This window comes from Streptomyces sp. NPDC002057, assembly GCF_040296665.1.
Classification (GTDB): domain Bacteria; phylum Actinomycetota; class Actinomycetes; order Streptomycetales; family Streptomycetaceae; genus Streptomyces.
Map to the genome: position 1 here is coordinate 136,910 of NZ_JBEOXR010000007.1, position 14,614 is coordinate 151,523.

General features: G+C 69.6%; 7 protein-coding genes. 5 read left to right on the forward strand and 2 right to left on the reverse strand.

The features are described from left to right. The first annotated feature begins 61 nt into the window (after positions 1 to 61). From ABT129_RS08780 to ABT129_RS08800, 5 genes are all read left to right on the forward strand, one after another. On the forward strand, positions 62 to 4,816 hold the full coding sequence (locus tag ABT129_RS08780) for a sacsin N-terminal ATP-binding-like domain-containing protein (RefSeq protein WP_351898366.1): 4,755 nt from the start codon (positions 62 to 64) through the stop codon (positions 4,814 to 4,816). Continuing rightward, positions 4,813 to 6,717 (forward strand): UvrD-helicase domain-containing protein, encoded by a 1,905-nt coding sequence (locus tag ABT129_RS08785; protein ID WP_351898368.1) that lies wholly within the window; start codon positions 4,813 to 4,815, stop codon positions 6,715 to 6,717. Before ABT129_RS08780 ends, ABT129_RS08785 begins: the two co-directional genes overlap by 4 nt. Beyond that, complete coding sequence (locus ABT129_RS08790) at positions 6,714 to 9,968, forward strand: helicase-related protein (protein WP_351898370.1); 3,255 nt, start codon at positions 6,714 to 6,716, stop codon at positions 9,966 to 9,968. The genes ABT129_RS08785 and ABT129_RS08790 overlap by 4 nt, the downstream gene beginning before the upstream one ends. Further along, positions 9,965 to 11,821 carry a DrmB family protein gene (gene drmB / locus ABT129_RS08795; RefSeq protein ID WP_351898373.1) on the forward strand — a complete coding sequence of 619 codons (1,857 nt, stop codon included), beginning with the start codon at positions 9,965 to 9,967 and terminating at the stop codon, positions 11,819 to 11,821. The genes ABT129_RS08790 and drmB overlap by 4 nt, the downstream gene beginning before the upstream one ends. A 141-nt stretch (positions 11,822 to 11,962) precedes the next feature. Next, on the forward strand, positions 11,963 to 12,265 hold the full coding sequence (locus tag ABT129_RS08800) for a hypothetical protein (RefSeq protein ID WP_351898375.1): 303 nt from the start codon (positions 11,963 to 11,965) through the stop codon (positions 12,263 to 12,265). Between the two features lie 87 nt (positions 12,266 to 12,352). On the opposite strand, the gene ABT129_RS08805 is transcribed toward ABT129_RS08800, so the two are convergent. After that, positions 12,353 to 13,621 (reverse strand): DUF445 domain-containing protein, encoded by a 1,269-nt coding sequence (locus ABT129_RS08805; RefSeq protein ID WP_351898376.1) that lies wholly within the window; start codon positions 13,619 to 13,621, stop codon positions 12,353 to 12,355. Positions 13,622 to 13,632: 11 nt separating this feature from the next. Continuing rightward, positions 13,633 to 14,610, reverse strand: coding sequence for an ABC transporter ATP-binding protein (locus ABT129_RS08810; protein WP_351898378.1), 978 nt, complete (start codon positions 14,608 to 14,610; stop codon positions 13,633 to 13,635). Positions 14,611 to 14,614: the final 4 nt, after the last annotated feature.

The following is a 14,614-nucleotide window of genomic DNA, read 5'->3' on the forward strand; positions in this document are numbered from 1 at the left end:
GGGCCGGCCCGCCGCGGCCCCTGTCCCTCACCTCCTCCTCGACTCCAGGAGCCGCAGACACATGCCAGCCACCGACTCCCCCGTCATCCGTACCGTCCTCGAACAATCGACGCGCGTACTGCAGACCTACGAGGTCGACCCCGGCCTCGTTCCCGAGCACGCCAACAGCGAGCGGCGGATCACTCAGGGTGGATACGGTGACCGTCAGCTTTTCGAGCTCGTGCAGAACGCGGCGGACGAGATCGCGACGCATCCCGGCGGTACTGTCCACGTCGTCCTCACCGAGACGCACCTCTACTGCGCGAACGAGGGAGCTCCCGTTTCCGCCGAGGGCGCGGAGACCATTCTGCGGATGAGCGTGTCACGCAAGCGAGGCGGCCAGATCGGCCGATTCGGCGTGGGTGTGAAATCAGTGCTGGTCGTCACCGACACCCCGCAGTTCTTCAGCACCTCCGGTTCGTTCGGATTCGATCGCGAATGGGCGCACGAGCGTATTCGAGCGGTGCCCGGAGTCGGAGACCGGCTGGGCGTGGATTTCGAGGCACCGGTTCTGCGCATGGCCCGCCCTCTCGACATGGCTGTCGAACGCTCCCAGGACCCCACTCTCGACGAGCTGCTGGAATGGGCTGCCACAGTCGTGCGTCTGCCCCTGCTCCCCGGGGCCTCGGAACGGTTGGCCCAGGACATGCACGGCGGACGGACGGCCGCCTCGTCACGCGCAGAGTTCCCCATCGGATTCCAGCTCCTCTCCCCCCACGTGGCGAAGGTCGTTCTGGAGGACCGTCGCCCCCGCCTCGCCGTTCGCCGAGTGCTGGCCTCCGAGCAGGCAGGTGACCTGCACACCGTGCACGAGGAGCGGACGGGGAAGCCGATCGTCGCCGACCGTTGGAGGGTCTTCACCCTCACCCACGAACCCGGCGCCGCAGCCCGGGCCGACGCCGGCGAACTGCACGACCGCCTCAAGCTCGATCTGGCCTGGGCCGTACCGGCGTTGGAGAAGGACCCCGAGAGCGGCCTGTACCTGTCCCCGAAGGCGCGAGGACGCGGACGCTTCTGGTCGTTCTTCCCGACGAAGTACGAGATGTCCTTGAGCGGCATCCTCAACGGCGCCTGGAAGACCAACGAGGACCGTCAGAACCTGCTGGACTCCTCGGCCTTCAACGAGGAGATGATCCGCGTCTCGGCGGGTCTCGTCGTCGACTCGCTCGCGCGACTGGCTCCTGCCGACGACCCCGCCGCACATCTGCCGCTCCTGCCCGGCCGCGTGAAGGAGGCGATCAGCTGGGCGGACGAGTTCCTGACCCGGGAGATCTGGGCACGCGCCGCCGTGAGCCCGTCGCTCCCGGACCAGGACGGAGTGCTGCGGGTACCGACCGATCTGCACATCCACCCGCGCTTCGACAAGGACCAGAAGCGACTCCTCGGATGGCTGCGGATGTGGCACGCCTGCCCTGGCCGTCCCACCGACTGGCTTCACCCCGGTGTCGAGGCCGACCCCCTGCGATCCGGCAAGGTGGAGCACATTCTGGGCGCGGCCGGACATGAGAGGACCGGCGTCCGGGAGTGGCTGGAGGCACTCGTCGAGTCCGCCACCCCGGAGGCATCGGCTGTGGCTATCCGCATCCTCGCGGAGATGGTCGAGATCCGCTCCCCGTACGCGGAGGAGGCTCGTCGGGCGCGGATCGTACTCACCGATGAGCACGGGCTGGTCGCTGCGGTGCCCGGCCGGGTCTTCCGACGCGCCGATGAGGGAGGCCTGCGCGAGTCCCTCGTGTACGTGGTCGACGAGATCGCCGCGAACCCGTCGCTCGCCCATGCTCTCAACGCCCTCGGCATCCAGGAGGCGGACGCCGAGGGCCGATTCGTCAGCGTCCTCGACCAAGGCTTCGACGAGTACGGGGACGCCGAATGGGAGCGCTTCTGGCACCTGTTCCGTCAGGCCGGCGGGCGGCGGCTGGCCCACAAGGTACTGGAGCGCGTTCCGAGTCCGCGCGAGACGCTGCGGGTACGGACCGCCGACGGAAGGTTCCGACCCGTTCGGGACTGCATGCTGCCGGGTGTGGTCGTCGACGCGAGGCGGGACCCTCGTATCGCCGTCGACAAGGACTTCCACTCGGACGACCTCGCGTACTTTCCCGAGATCGGTCTGCGCGAGCGCCCCTCGGCCGCCGCGCGGCCGGAGGGCGAGGCATGGTTCGAGGAGTACCGGGAGGCGGTCCGTTCCGCCTATCTGCGTACCCTGGACGATCGAGCACCCCGCCCTTCCCTCAGTCGGATGAAGGTGGAGGGATCCGCGGTCGGGGGCCCCCTGCATCTGTTCCACTCACTGTCCGAGGAGTCGCGTGCCGCCTTCCTGAAGGCGCTGCCCGACGACGCCGTCGTCGACAACTGGACCCTCCGGATCGGCGTGCAGACGAACACCCGCCAGGCCGTGGCCTCACCGATCCGATGGATGCTGCGGAAGTACGGAACCGTATCCACCTCTCAAGGGATCAAGCCGCTGCGCGAGGCCGTCGGGCCTCAGCTGGCCGCGTATCGAGACGTGCTGCCGGTCGCCGACATCTCCCCGGAGAAGGCACGGAAGCTGCATATGCCGACCACGGTCGACGAAGTCCCGGCCGGACGCTGGGAGACCCTTCTCGCCGAGGTGTCCAAGAGCGAGGACGACACCTTCGTGGGCGCCACGTACGTGATGCTGACCCGGTTCGGCGCGGATTTTCCCGAGGACTCGCTGACCCGTTGCCGCGTGGGCGACGCCTGGAGCAATCGTTCGGACGAAGAGATCACCGTCGCGGTCGGCCCGGCCGAGTACCGGGCACTCCGCGCCGAACAGCTTCCCGCCCTTCTGGTGCCGAAGGCGGCTGATGCCGACCTCATGGTCGAGAAGTGGGGAATGCTCCGCTACGCCGACGTGATCAGCAAGGAGACCCGCGAAGTCCCGGACGGCGACCCGGTGGCCCTCGTCGAGCTGTACCCGGCCCTGCGCCAGCGGCTCGGCGGAACCAACCGGAACAGCCTGGTGCAGCGGTGCACCGAACTGGAGGAGGTGACGCGCACCCCCAACGGCACCAGGCCCCGTCAGCTGGACGCGGTGCGCCAGGGCGGCACGGTGAAGGTCCGCGTGCCTTCGGACCCCGAGTCGATGCTTCGCCTCATCGACCGGGAGCTGGAGCTGGGGCTCGGTGCGGCCGGCTGCAAGGCGGTGCTGGAGCACCAGGAGCGCATGGCCAGGGACAGCGAGACGAGGGCAGCGATCAAGGCCGTCCGCGACGCTGTGGAAGTGGTCTCCAAGATCGAGTTGCTGATCGGTGCGGAAGCACTGCGATCAGGCCTTCCGGAGGGGCTGATGGAGGCCGAGCTCCAGGAGAACGACGGTGCGGAGCCGTCCTCGCACAGGATCGCGCAGATGGCGTTCAACGCGCACGGCGACGGCGTGCTCCAGCAGCACGCCCGGGACATCCAGGCCCGGATCCCCAACGCGCCGGTCTCTTACGGAGGCTCTTCGGCGGCCATCGCCTTCGTGTCCGATCTGCGCTTCCCGGTGACCTTCGCCGGCTCCAGGACCCCCTCGCCACCGGCCTTCGAGACGGTGGACGGCCCCCAGGACTTCCCCCGACTCCACGACTACCAGGAGGACCTGGTCCGCAACATCAGCACCCTGCTCGACCGGCTGGCCCCGCAGCGCGCGATGCTGTCGTTGCCCACCGGCGCAGGCAAGACCCGGGTCACCGCGGAGGCCGTGATCCGGTGGGTGAAGCAGGTGGGTGATCTGAAGGGTCCGCTGGTGTGGATCGCACAGACCGAGGAGCTGTGCGAGCAGGCCGCTCAGAGCTGGAAGTTCGTCTGGAGCAAGGTGGGCGCCGAACGACCGCTCGCCATCAGCCGGCTGTGGAGCACGAACGAGGTCGGCGACGTCGTCGACCATCCACACCTCGTGATCGCGACGGACGCCAAGTTGGAACGGTGCCTGGACACCGAGGCATACGCATGGCTGCGGCAGGCCTCTCTGGTGATCGTGGACGAGGCGCACACCGCCGTCTCCAAGCGATATACGGCGATCCTTGGATATTTGGGACTCACCCAGTACGAGACGAAGCGCCACCTGCTGGGCCTCACCGCCACCCCGTTCCGCAACACCAACGAGGAGGAGACCGACCGGTTGGTCAAGCGCTTCGGCAACAAGCGGCTCGACGAGGGTGTCTTCCCGTCCGGCGACCCGTACCGGGACCTCCAGGAATGGGGGATGCTCGCACAGGTCGAGCACCGCACTCTGGAAGGCGGCCGGATCGAACTGACGCGGGACGAGAAGGTCCAGGCCGACCGGATGGCGATGCTCTCCCGCGCCGCCGAGCAGCGGCTCGCCGACGACCACACCCGCAGCCGCCGCATCGTCGACGAGGTGGTCGACCTCCCGGAGAACTGGCCGACCCTGCTCTTCGCCACCTCCGTGGACCACGCCAAGTACCTGGCGGCCATGCTGAACGACCGCGGTGTGCCGGCTGCTGCCGTGGACTCCACGACCAGTGCCCAGGACCGGCGCCGCCGCATCGAGGACTTCCGCACGGGCCGCATCCGGGTTCTCACCAACTACGGCGTCCTCACTCAGGGGTTCGACGCGCCCGCGACCCGCGTCGTGGTGGTGGCCCGCCCCGTCTACAGCACCAACGTCTACCAGCAGATGATCGGTCGTGGCCTGCGCGGTCCCAGGAACGGAGGCAAGGACACCTGCCTGATCCTCAACGTCAGCGACAACATCGCGAACTTCGACACCCAGCTCGCGTTCAACCAGTTCGAGCACCTCTGGAGCCGCACGTGACCGACACCTACCTCGACAGCCCTCCGCTCACGGACGAGCAGCGAACCGTCGTCGAGCAGCCCTGGGGCGCGCGCGTGCTGGTCACAGCAGGGGCAGGGGCGGGCAAGACGCACACCCTGGTACGCCGGCTCGACGCGTTGTGCGGCCACGAGGACCCGGAGGAGGCCCTGGAGGCGGCCGAGATCCTCGTGCTCACCTTCTCCCGGGCCGCGGCGCGGGAGCTGCGGGAGCGGATCGCCCGGCACGGGGACCGGGCGCGCCGGGTCCGGGCACAGACCTTCGACGCATGGGCGTACGGGGTGCTCCGGCAGGCCCACCCCGACGACGAATGGAGCTCGGTCGGCTTCGAGGGACGGATCGCGGCCGCAGCGCGGGCCATCGAGAAGGGTGTGCTGGAGACGGGTGACGCCGTTCCGCCGGCTCATGTCGTGATCGACGAGGTGCAGGACCTCTTGGGAGGCCGTCGGGAGCTGGTGGAAACCCTTCTCGACCGCTATCAGGCCAGCTGTGGCTTCACCGTCGTCGGCGACGCCGCCCAGACCGTGTACGGCTTCCAGGTCGAGGACCTGGCCGAACGCGCCGACGAGACCGGTCGGTTCTTCGACTGGCTGCGCTGTTCGTTCCCGGACGACCTGGTGGAACTGCACCTCACAGAGAACTTCCGAGCCGACACGCCCGAGGCCGGGGTGGCTCTGCCGTACGGCCCGCAACTGCAACGACTCGCCGACGAGGAGCCGGCGCAGGTCCTCTACGAGGAACTGCGCGAGGTGCTCATGGACCCGGCGAACGGACTGGGCGACCTCGTGGATCGAAACACCCTGGACGGATTGCGCGGCCTGTCCGACACATGCGCGATCCTCACCCGCGACAATCGACAGGCCATGGTGGTGTCCGGTCTCCTCCACGAGCACGGCATCGCACATCGGCTGCGACGCCCCCTGGAAGAGCGGCCGGTCCCATACTGGGTGGCCGAGTTGCTCCGTCGCACCGAAGCGAGCGGCCTCGCCGAGGATCGCTTCCGAGCTCTGCTCGGAGAGATCCCACTGCCGTTCGAGCCGAACGCGACCGCCCTGTGGACAGCACTGCGGCGCGCCGCGCGCGGGAGCGGGCGCAACACACTCGACCTGGAGCGGCTGCGCCGTTCCGTCGCCGACGGCCGGTTCCCCGACGAAGCAGCCGACCCGGAGAGCTCACGGATCGTCGTCACCACCGTGCACCGGGCCAAGGGGCTCGAGTTCGACCGGGTGATCGTCCTGATCCCACCGACCGCGGCCGAACTCCGCAAGCAGTTCAAGGACGAGCTGGACCTCCCCGCCGAAGCCCGAGCGCTCTACGTGGCGATGACGCGTGCCCGCCATGACCTCTACCACGTCAGCTCCCCCCCGTTGCCGATCCTGAGACGCGCGGGCGGCAGGAGAAACGGCCGCAGGTACGTCGGCGGATGGCGGTCCTACGACCGGTTCGGAATCGTCTCCGGGGCGGGGGACGTCTGTCGGAGCAGTCCGCCCGGTCCCGAGGCCCACGCTGTCATGACGCAGGCCTACCTCCTCGAGCATGTTCTTCCCGGGCACGAAGTGGTGCTCCGCAAGCGCCACGATCTTCCGGCGGGAGAACACCAGAGCCCGCCGTACGTCCTCCTGCACGCCGGGCGGGAGATCGGTGAGGCCTCTGAGACGTTCCGCGAGGAACTGTTCCAGGTACAGAAGGTCAATCGGACCTGGGACCCCTGGTGGCCCGATGCGATCCACGGCATACGGATCGACACCTTGGAGACCGTGAGCGGCAGCACCGCCGCGGGCGCCAATGCCGGCCTCGGCGACCGAGGTGTGTGGATCGCGCCTCGGATCACCGGCATCGGTCAGTACCACCGGACTGACGACAACGAGGAGATGAGCGCATGACCCACGTGGAAGGCCGACACGACGAGCACTACCGAGTACGCGACGAGGAACTCCTCGTGGGGTTGCGCCGTGAACTCCTCGGTCCCTCCACCGAGGCCGCGCCGGACGACCGGGACGAGGTCCTCGTCCAGGACGCCCCGATCGACCGCTACCTCACCGGCGTCCTCTACCCGAGGTCCGCGAACCCGGCCGCGGAGGAGCGGATCCGTGAGGACGAGGAGGAGCAGGACGGCGCGGACCGCGTACCGATGCGTTCCCGGGACGACGTCGAGGAGTCGGGCCCCACCGACGAGATCGGCGCCGCCGGATCCCGCCGGCCCTCGTCGATGGGCCTCACCTTCGCGGTCGACCCGGCCATAAGCGATGCGATCGTGATCCGGGCCCGGGCCGCGGTCTACGAGGCGAACGACTCGGAAGGCCGCCCTGTCCCGGCTCGCCGTGCCGAGGCCCGCACCACCTCCGACCAGCAGGAGCAGTGGCGACGCAAGGTGCTGGTGCTGCCGGAGACCTGGGTCGACGTGACCTCGCCGGACCCCGCTCTGCGAGTCGAGCTCGGCCACGGCGCCGCACTGCGCGTCAACGTCCGCCGCCCCGATGTCACTGGCGCGGTCACGGTCACGGTCACACTGGTGAACACGCAGCGGATCGGCGAGTACGACCTCCAGGACGCATCGTCGTTCTTCCAGTGCGGCCTCACCGTCCGCGCGACCAACGGCTCCAGCGCTTTCGTCGAGCGTCCCGCACCGGTTGCCGCCCACGACCCCGAGGTCGCCACCAGCCGGCTGCTCCACCGTCATGCCCCGACCTTCGCCGTCGGCCACGGTTGTGCCGCCGAATGGGACTGGACGCCGCCCCCCATCGGGATGACCGACTCCAGGCGGGCCGCGGTGACCGAGGTGCGAAGCGAGTTCGTGCCCACCGTCGACGTACTGCTCACCGATTCCAACCCGGAGATCGACAGCTCCGCGCTGTCCATGCTCGGCCTCGCCGACAGCTCGGACACCGACGTCCTGGACGCTCTGAAAGCCCTGGCCGCAGGGTACGAGCACTGGATCACCCGCAAGGAAGCAGAGGCCTCCGCCCTCTCCGGCACCCCGCACGAGAAGCCGGCCGCCGCCCAGGTCGAGGCCTGTCGCGAAGCGCTCGCAAGGATCCTCAAGGGCATCGAGCTCCTCGGCGACAAGCCGGACCTGATGCGGGCCTTCCGGCTCGCGAACCGGGCCATGGCCGATCAGCGGGCCCGCAGTGCCTGGGTCAAGGCAGGGCGTGTCGGCATCCCGGACGCGTCCGCCGGCCGCTGGCGACCGTTCCAGATCGCGTTCGTACTGCTCTGCCTGGCCGGCATCGACGACCCGGAGCACGAAGACCGGGGCATCGCCGATCTGCTGTGGTTCCCGACCGGTGGCGGCAAGACCGAGGCCTACCTCGGTCTGATCGCGCTCACCGCCTTCCTGCGTCGCATCCGGCGCGGTGCGGACGGCGGTGGTGTCACCGTACTCATGCGCTACACGCTGCGGCTTCTCACGCTTCAACAGTTCGAACGGGCCGCGATCCTGCTGTGCGCCATGGAGCGGATGCGCCGCGATCACTCCGACGAGCTGGGTGTCGAGGAGTTCTCCATCGGAATGTGGGTGGGGCGCTCCGCCACTCCCAACACACTCGAGGAGGCCGAGGCGAAGCTCACCGAACTCCGCAAGGACCTCGGTAGACGTCTGGCCACGAAGAACCCGGTCCAGCTGCACGCCTGCTCGTGGTGCGGCACGCGCCTCGACGCCCGTCACTACGACATCGACACGGACGCCAAGCGGATGTACGTCCGCTGTCCCGCCGGCGACTGCGCCTTCTCGGACGGCCTACCGGTCCACCTGATCGACGAGGCCGTCTACGACGCCCGACCGACCCTGGTGATCGCCACTGTCGACAAGTTCGCCTCGATGCCGTGGCGGCCGGCCACCGCCTCCCTCTTCAACCGTGACGACCCGACCGACCGCACCCCTCCCCCCGAGCTGATCGTCCAGGACGAGCTGCACCTGATCTCGGGCCCGCTCGGGACGCTCACCGGACTCTACGAGACCGCTGTGGACGCCCTCGCCGAGCGACCCAAGGTGATCGCCTCCACCGCGACCATCCGTCGAGCCTCGGCCCAGGGCCTCAGCCTCTTCGATCGTGACGTGCACCAGTTCCCGCCCGCCGGCCTGGACTCCCGCGACTCCTGGTTCGCGGTGGAGACGCCACGCGGGGAGAAGGCGAGCCGCCGCTACGTCGGGCTTCTGGCTCCCGCCACGAGCCAGTCCACTCTCCTCATCCGTACGTACGCAACGCTGATGCACCGTGCCAAGCAGGCGCGGACCGCGGACGAGGTGCGTGACGCGTACTGGAGCCTCGTCGGGTACTTCAACAGCCTCCGGCTTCTCTCCGCCGCCGAGCTCCAGGTCCACGACGACGTCGTGGCCTATCTGGAGCTGCTCGCCGATCGAGAAGGCGTGGAGGTCAGGTCCACAACCAACTACTCGGAACTGACAAGCCGGGTCGACGCGAGCGACATCCCCACCCGCCTCAAGGGCATCGAGAAGAAGCTCCCGGATGCGGATACCGTGGACGTTCTTCTCGCCACCAACATGATCGCGGTGGGTGTCGACGTGGACCGGCTCGGTCTGATGGCCGTGATGGGCCAGCCGCAGACCACCGCCGAGTACATCCAGGCCACCAGCCGCGTCGGCCGAGCCCACCCCGGCCTGGTCGCCGTCATGCTCAATGCGACCCGGTCCCGTGACCGCTCCCACTACGAGAACTTCCTGCACTTCCACTCCGCCCTGTATCGCGAGGTGGAGTCCACGTCCGTCACCCCCTTCTCCGCTCGGGCGCGCGAACGCGGCCTGCACGCAGTGATCGTCGCTCTCGCTCGGATCTTCCTTCCGGAGGCCCGTGCCAACGACGCCGCAGGGCGGGTCGAGTCCTACGAGCACCGGCTCCGCACGGACATCAAGGCCGTCATTCTCCGGCGCGTCGCCACCGCCGGCCCCACGGAGACCGAGGCCGTCTCCCGCGCCTTCGACGAATTCGTCGAGTGGTGGTGTGCCGAGGCCGATCTGCACGGTGGCCTGCTCTTCGAGCAGCGGAAGGGCGACCGCACGCCGTCACTCCTGAAGTCGTACGACGACGAGTCCGAGGGCGCCGAAGCGTGGCCCACCCTGTGGAGCCTGCGCGACGTCGACGCCGAGTCCGCCCTGTTCATGGAGGCATCCCGATGACCCCACCCCCCGCACGTCGCCGCGTCATCGGCCGGAACGGCCGAGCTCCCGCCCCCAACCTCCTCCGTCGGGGCGCGGTCCGTCGCTCCCAGATGATCACGACGTACGGGGTCGGGTCTCTTGTCGCCGTCGACCACGAGTCCTTCATCGTCTCCGGCCTGGACGGAGCAGACTCTCAATGGAATTCCGGCGAGTCACCGAAGATCTACGAACGGCGACTCGCCCGGCTGCTCGGCGTCCACGACTTCCGGCTGCCTCCCGCGTCCGACGAGGCCAGCAAGGACGGAGTCCGGGTCCGCCGCTTTCCCATGATGCAATCCTGCCCCGAATGCGACGATCTGCGTCGGCACCGCGACTTCAACCCGCCCCCCGGCAGGAGCATCTGTGGCGCATGTGAGACAGACCTGGTTCCCTCCCGCTTCGTGATCGCCTGCGAGGCCGGACATCTCGACGAGTTCCCCTACTGGCACTGGGTCCACCGTGCCGCAGGTTCCGGAACGATCACTGCCGGCCAGTGCGGGGGGACTCTGAAGCTGCGTTCCTCGGGGCGCAGTTCGTCCCTCCGCTCCGTAATCGTCTCGTGCACCTGCGGGGTGCCGGAGGTCTCCATGGAGGGCTCATTCCGCAGGAACGCCCTGAAGGACCTCGGGCTCCGCTGTCGCGGCACCCGTCCGTGGCTCGGTACCTCCGTGCCCCCGGATCCCTGCGACTGCACCGCCCGGACACTCCAGCGCGGTTCGTCCGCCGTATGGCAACCGGTGCTCAGGTCGGCGCTCTCCATCCCCCCATGGAGCGATGGCCGTGCCGATCCGCTCGCAGAGCACTGGGAGCAGCTCCGCAGCCTGAACGGGCGCGAAGAGGTCGAGATGTGCCTGAAGTTCGTGTTCAAGGGAGAGATCCCCGTATCCGTCGACGAAGTCATGGCCCTCCTGGACGCCGAACAGGAGGAGGACCCCGAGGGCGAGGAGGCCCCCACCTTCGACCACCGGTACCGCGCCCTGCGTCACAAGGAGTACGAGCGTCTGCGCGCCGGCAACGACGAACGCGAACGTTCTCGCGACGAGCAGTTCATCTGCGAGACACCCCTCGGGAATCCGGCGGACCTCCCGCCCGGTGTCACAGGCCCCATGCTGGTGAAAAAACTTCGCGAGGTTCGCGCGCTCAAGGCCTTCACCCGCCTCGCCGACCTGGATTCGACGACCGACGGCAGGGAAGCCGCCCTCTCCACATCGGGACTGACCTGGCTCCCCGCCATGGAGGTCCGCGGCGAGGGCGTCTTTCTCCGTCTCGACGACACGCGCCTCGCCGCGTGGGAGCGCTCGGCCGCCGTGGCGGCGCGCGCCGAACGAATGCGTACCGCGCACGAGAGACTCATCCAGCAGCGCGCCGCCGACCCGACCCGTGCTCCCACGTCCCCGGCCACCCCTCGCATGGTGCTGCTCCACACCTTGGCTCATGTCCTCATCAATGAGTGGAGCCTCGACGCCGGCTACCCCGCCGGAGCCCTTCGCGAGCGTCTCTACGCCGACGACGCCATGGCGGGAATCCTCGTCTACACGGCCACCAGCGACTCTGCGGGCAGCCTCGGGGGGCTCGTCGCCCAGGGTGAACCGGACCGCCTCGCCCACACGATCGCCGCCGCCGTACGCCGCGCGGAGTGGTGTTCCTCCGACCCGCTCTGCGTCGAGTCCGAGGCGTCCGGCACCGGCGGCACCAACCTTGCCGCCTGCCACGCCTGCGTGATGCTCCCGGAGACAAGCTGCGAGCACAACAACATCCTCCTCGACCGCGCCCTGCTCGTGGGCACGCCCGAGGATCCACAGATCGGATTCTTCGATCGCCTGCTGTCCTGACCTGCGGTCGCGGGGGCGCCGACACGACTCGGCGCTCCCGCCCACAGCGCACGGCACCTTCTCGACGGGTGCCACGTCATCCGCACGATGTCCTCGTTAGGCTCGTACGGACATACATGCAATCGACCCCGAGGTGACACCATGCCCCGCATCCCCTCCCCCGTCATAGCCGCCGCCGGACTCGTGGGCGGTTACGCCGTGGCGCGGTGGACCAAGAGGCGGCCGCTCGGTGGGGTCGTGCTCGCCGGGGCCGGGGCGCTGGCCGCTCGGGAGTGGCAGCAGGTCGGTGGGGCCAAGGTGGCCGCCGGGCTCGGTACCGCCTACGTCGCCGCCTTCGCCGGGTCCCATCCCCTCGCCAAGAAGATCGGCGCCTGGCCCGCCGTGTTCTCCGTCGCCGGCGCCGTCGCCGCCGCCTCGTGGGCCGTCACCCGCGACAAGGCCTGAGCCGGGGCAACGGCCCGGGCCGTCCCACGGCCCGGGCCCGCGCCCACGGGTGAGTCCGTGTCGCGGCCGGGCTCCGGCCGCTGGTGTTCAGCCCCCCACCCCGTGGCTCACCGTGTAGATCAGCAGGCCGGCCAGGGCGCCCACCACCGTGCCGTTGATGCGGATGAACTGGAGGTCGCGGCCGATGTTCGCCTCGATCTTCTTCGAGGTCTGGGTGGCGTCCCAGCCCGCGACCGTGTCCGTGATCAGGGACGTGATCTCGCCCCGGTACGTCGTCACCACGTACGCCGCCGCGTCCTCCGCCCAGCCCTCGACCTTCGACTGGAGGCGGGGGTCCGTCGCCAGGCGGTTGCCCAGGGAGATCAGTGACGCGCGGGCGCGGAGGCGGAGTTGGCTGCGGTCGTCCTCGGCCGCCGCGATGATCAGGTTGCGGACCGAGGACCACGCCGAGGCGATGATGTCCTGGACCTCGGGGCGGGCCAGGAGGTCCGACTTGAGGCGTTCGACGCGGGCCCGGGTGTCCGTGTCGGCCTGGAGGTCGGCCGCGAAGTCGGTGAGGAAGCGGTCGATCGCCCCGCGCGCCGGGTGCGCCGGCATGTCCCGCATCTCCGTGACGAAGCGGAGGAGTTCCTTGTAGACGCGTTCGCCGATGCGCTTGTCGACGAAGCGCGGCGTCCAGCCGGGCGCCCCGCCCTGCACCGCGTCCATCACCGAGTCCCCGTGCGTCACCAGCCAGTCGTGGGCGCGGGTGCAGATCAGGTCGACGGCCCGGTGGTGGGCCCCGTCGGCGACGATCCGCTCCAGGGTCTTGCCGAGGCCCGGCGCGATCTCCGCCGACTCCGCCCGCCGGGTGATCGCCTCCCCGACGACCGCCTGGACGTCCGCGTCGCGCAGGACGGTCAGGGCGCCCCGCAGCGCCGTGGCCGCCTCCGCCGTGACGCGGTCGGCGTGCGCCGGGTTCGCCAGCCAGGTGCCGAGGCGGCTGCCGATGCCGAGGGCCGCCAGCCGGCCCCGTACGACGTCGGCGGAGAGGAAGTTCTCGCCCACGAACTGGCCCAGCGACGCGCCCAGCTGGTCCTTCTTCGTCGGGATGATCGCCGTGTGCGGGATCGGCAGGCCGAGCGGGCGGCGGAACAGCGCCGTCACCGCGAACCAGTCCGCGAGCGCGCCGACCATGCCCGCCTCCGCCGCCGCCGCGACATAGCCCGCCCAGGAGCCCCATCCCGCGTTCTCCGCCCAGGTGGCCAGGGCGTAGATCACGGCCACCGCCGCCAGCAGCGCCGTCGCCAGGGCCTTCATGCGGCGGACGCCTCTGCTCTTCTCCTCGTCCGCCGCCGTGTACGAAAAACTCACCATGAGCCGACCTCCTACATCAGGGACTCCCGGCGCTCGTCCCGAGTTCCCCCGTACATCTTCGCGATCACCGTCTCGATGTCCGGCTCCCGCACCGAGAGGTCCAGGAGGGGATGGCTCGCCGCCACCGCCGACACCAGCGGGGCCGCCGAGGCCGTGGCCGGGAAGGCAAGCCACTGGCGGGGGCCCTCCGACCGTACGAAGCGGGCGCCGGGGACGTCGATCGGGGGCAGCTCGCGCTCCAGGTCGACCACCAGGAGCCGTTCGCTCTCGCCCACGGCGTGCAGGCCCGCCAGCTCCCCGTCGTACATCAGCCGCCCGTGGTCGATCACCATCACCCGCGAGCAGAGCTGTTCGATGTCCGTGAGGTCGTGGGTGGTGAGGAGGACCGTGGTGCCCCGGGTGCTGTTCAGATCGCTCAGGAACTCCCGCACCCGCGCCTTCGAGACGACGTCCAGGCCGATCGTCGGCTCGTCCAGGTACAGCACCTCCGGGTCGTGGAGGAGCGCGGCCGCGATGTCGCCGCGCATCCGCTGCCCCAGGGAGAGCTGGCGTACGGGCACGTCGAGCAGCTCCCCGAGTTCCAGGAGTTCCACGCAGCGGTCGAGGTTCTCCCGGTAGCGGGCGTCGGGGATGCGGTACATCCGGTGCATCAGCCGGTACGAGTCCTTCAGCGGCAGGTCCCACCAGAGCGTCGTCCGCTGCCCGAACACCACCCCTATCCGCTGCGCCAGCCTGGTCCGCTCGCGCGACGGGTCGATGCCGGCGACCCGCAGCCGGCCGCCGGTGGGGGTGAGGATGCCGGTCAGCATCTTGATCGTGGTCGACTTCCCGGCGCCGTTGGGGCCGATGTAGCCGACCATCTCGCCGCGCTCGACGCCGAAGCTGATGCCGTCGACCGCCCTGACCTCACGCTTCTCGCGGCGGAACAGGCCCGCCTTGCGATGGACCGTGAAGACCTTCTCCAGTGAGTCCAGCTCGATGAACGGCACGGCC

What these genes read in the sequence shown, in the direction of transcription:
- drmB (WP_351898373.1), top strand. Translation starts at nt 9,965, where the DNA reads ATGACCCCACCCCCCGCACGTCGCCGCGTCATCGGCCGGAACGGCCGA.
- ABT129_RS08780 (WP_351898366.1), top strand. Translation starts at nt 62, where the DNA reads ATGCCAGCCACCGACTCCCCCGTCATCCGTACCGTCCTCGAACAATCG.
- ABT129_RS08800 (WP_351898375.1), top strand. Translation starts at nt 11,963, where the DNA reads ATGCCCCGCATCCCCTCCCCCGTCATAGCCGCCGCCGGACTCGTGGGC.
- ABT129_RS08805 (WP_351898376.1), bottom strand. Translation starts at nt 13,621, where the DNA reads ATGGTGAGTTTTTCGTACACGGCGGCGGACGAGGAGAAGAGCAGAGGC.
- ABT129_RS08790 (WP_351898370.1), top strand. Translation starts at nt 6,714, where the DNA reads ATGACCCACGTGGAAGGCCGACACGACGAGCACTACCGAGTACGCGAC.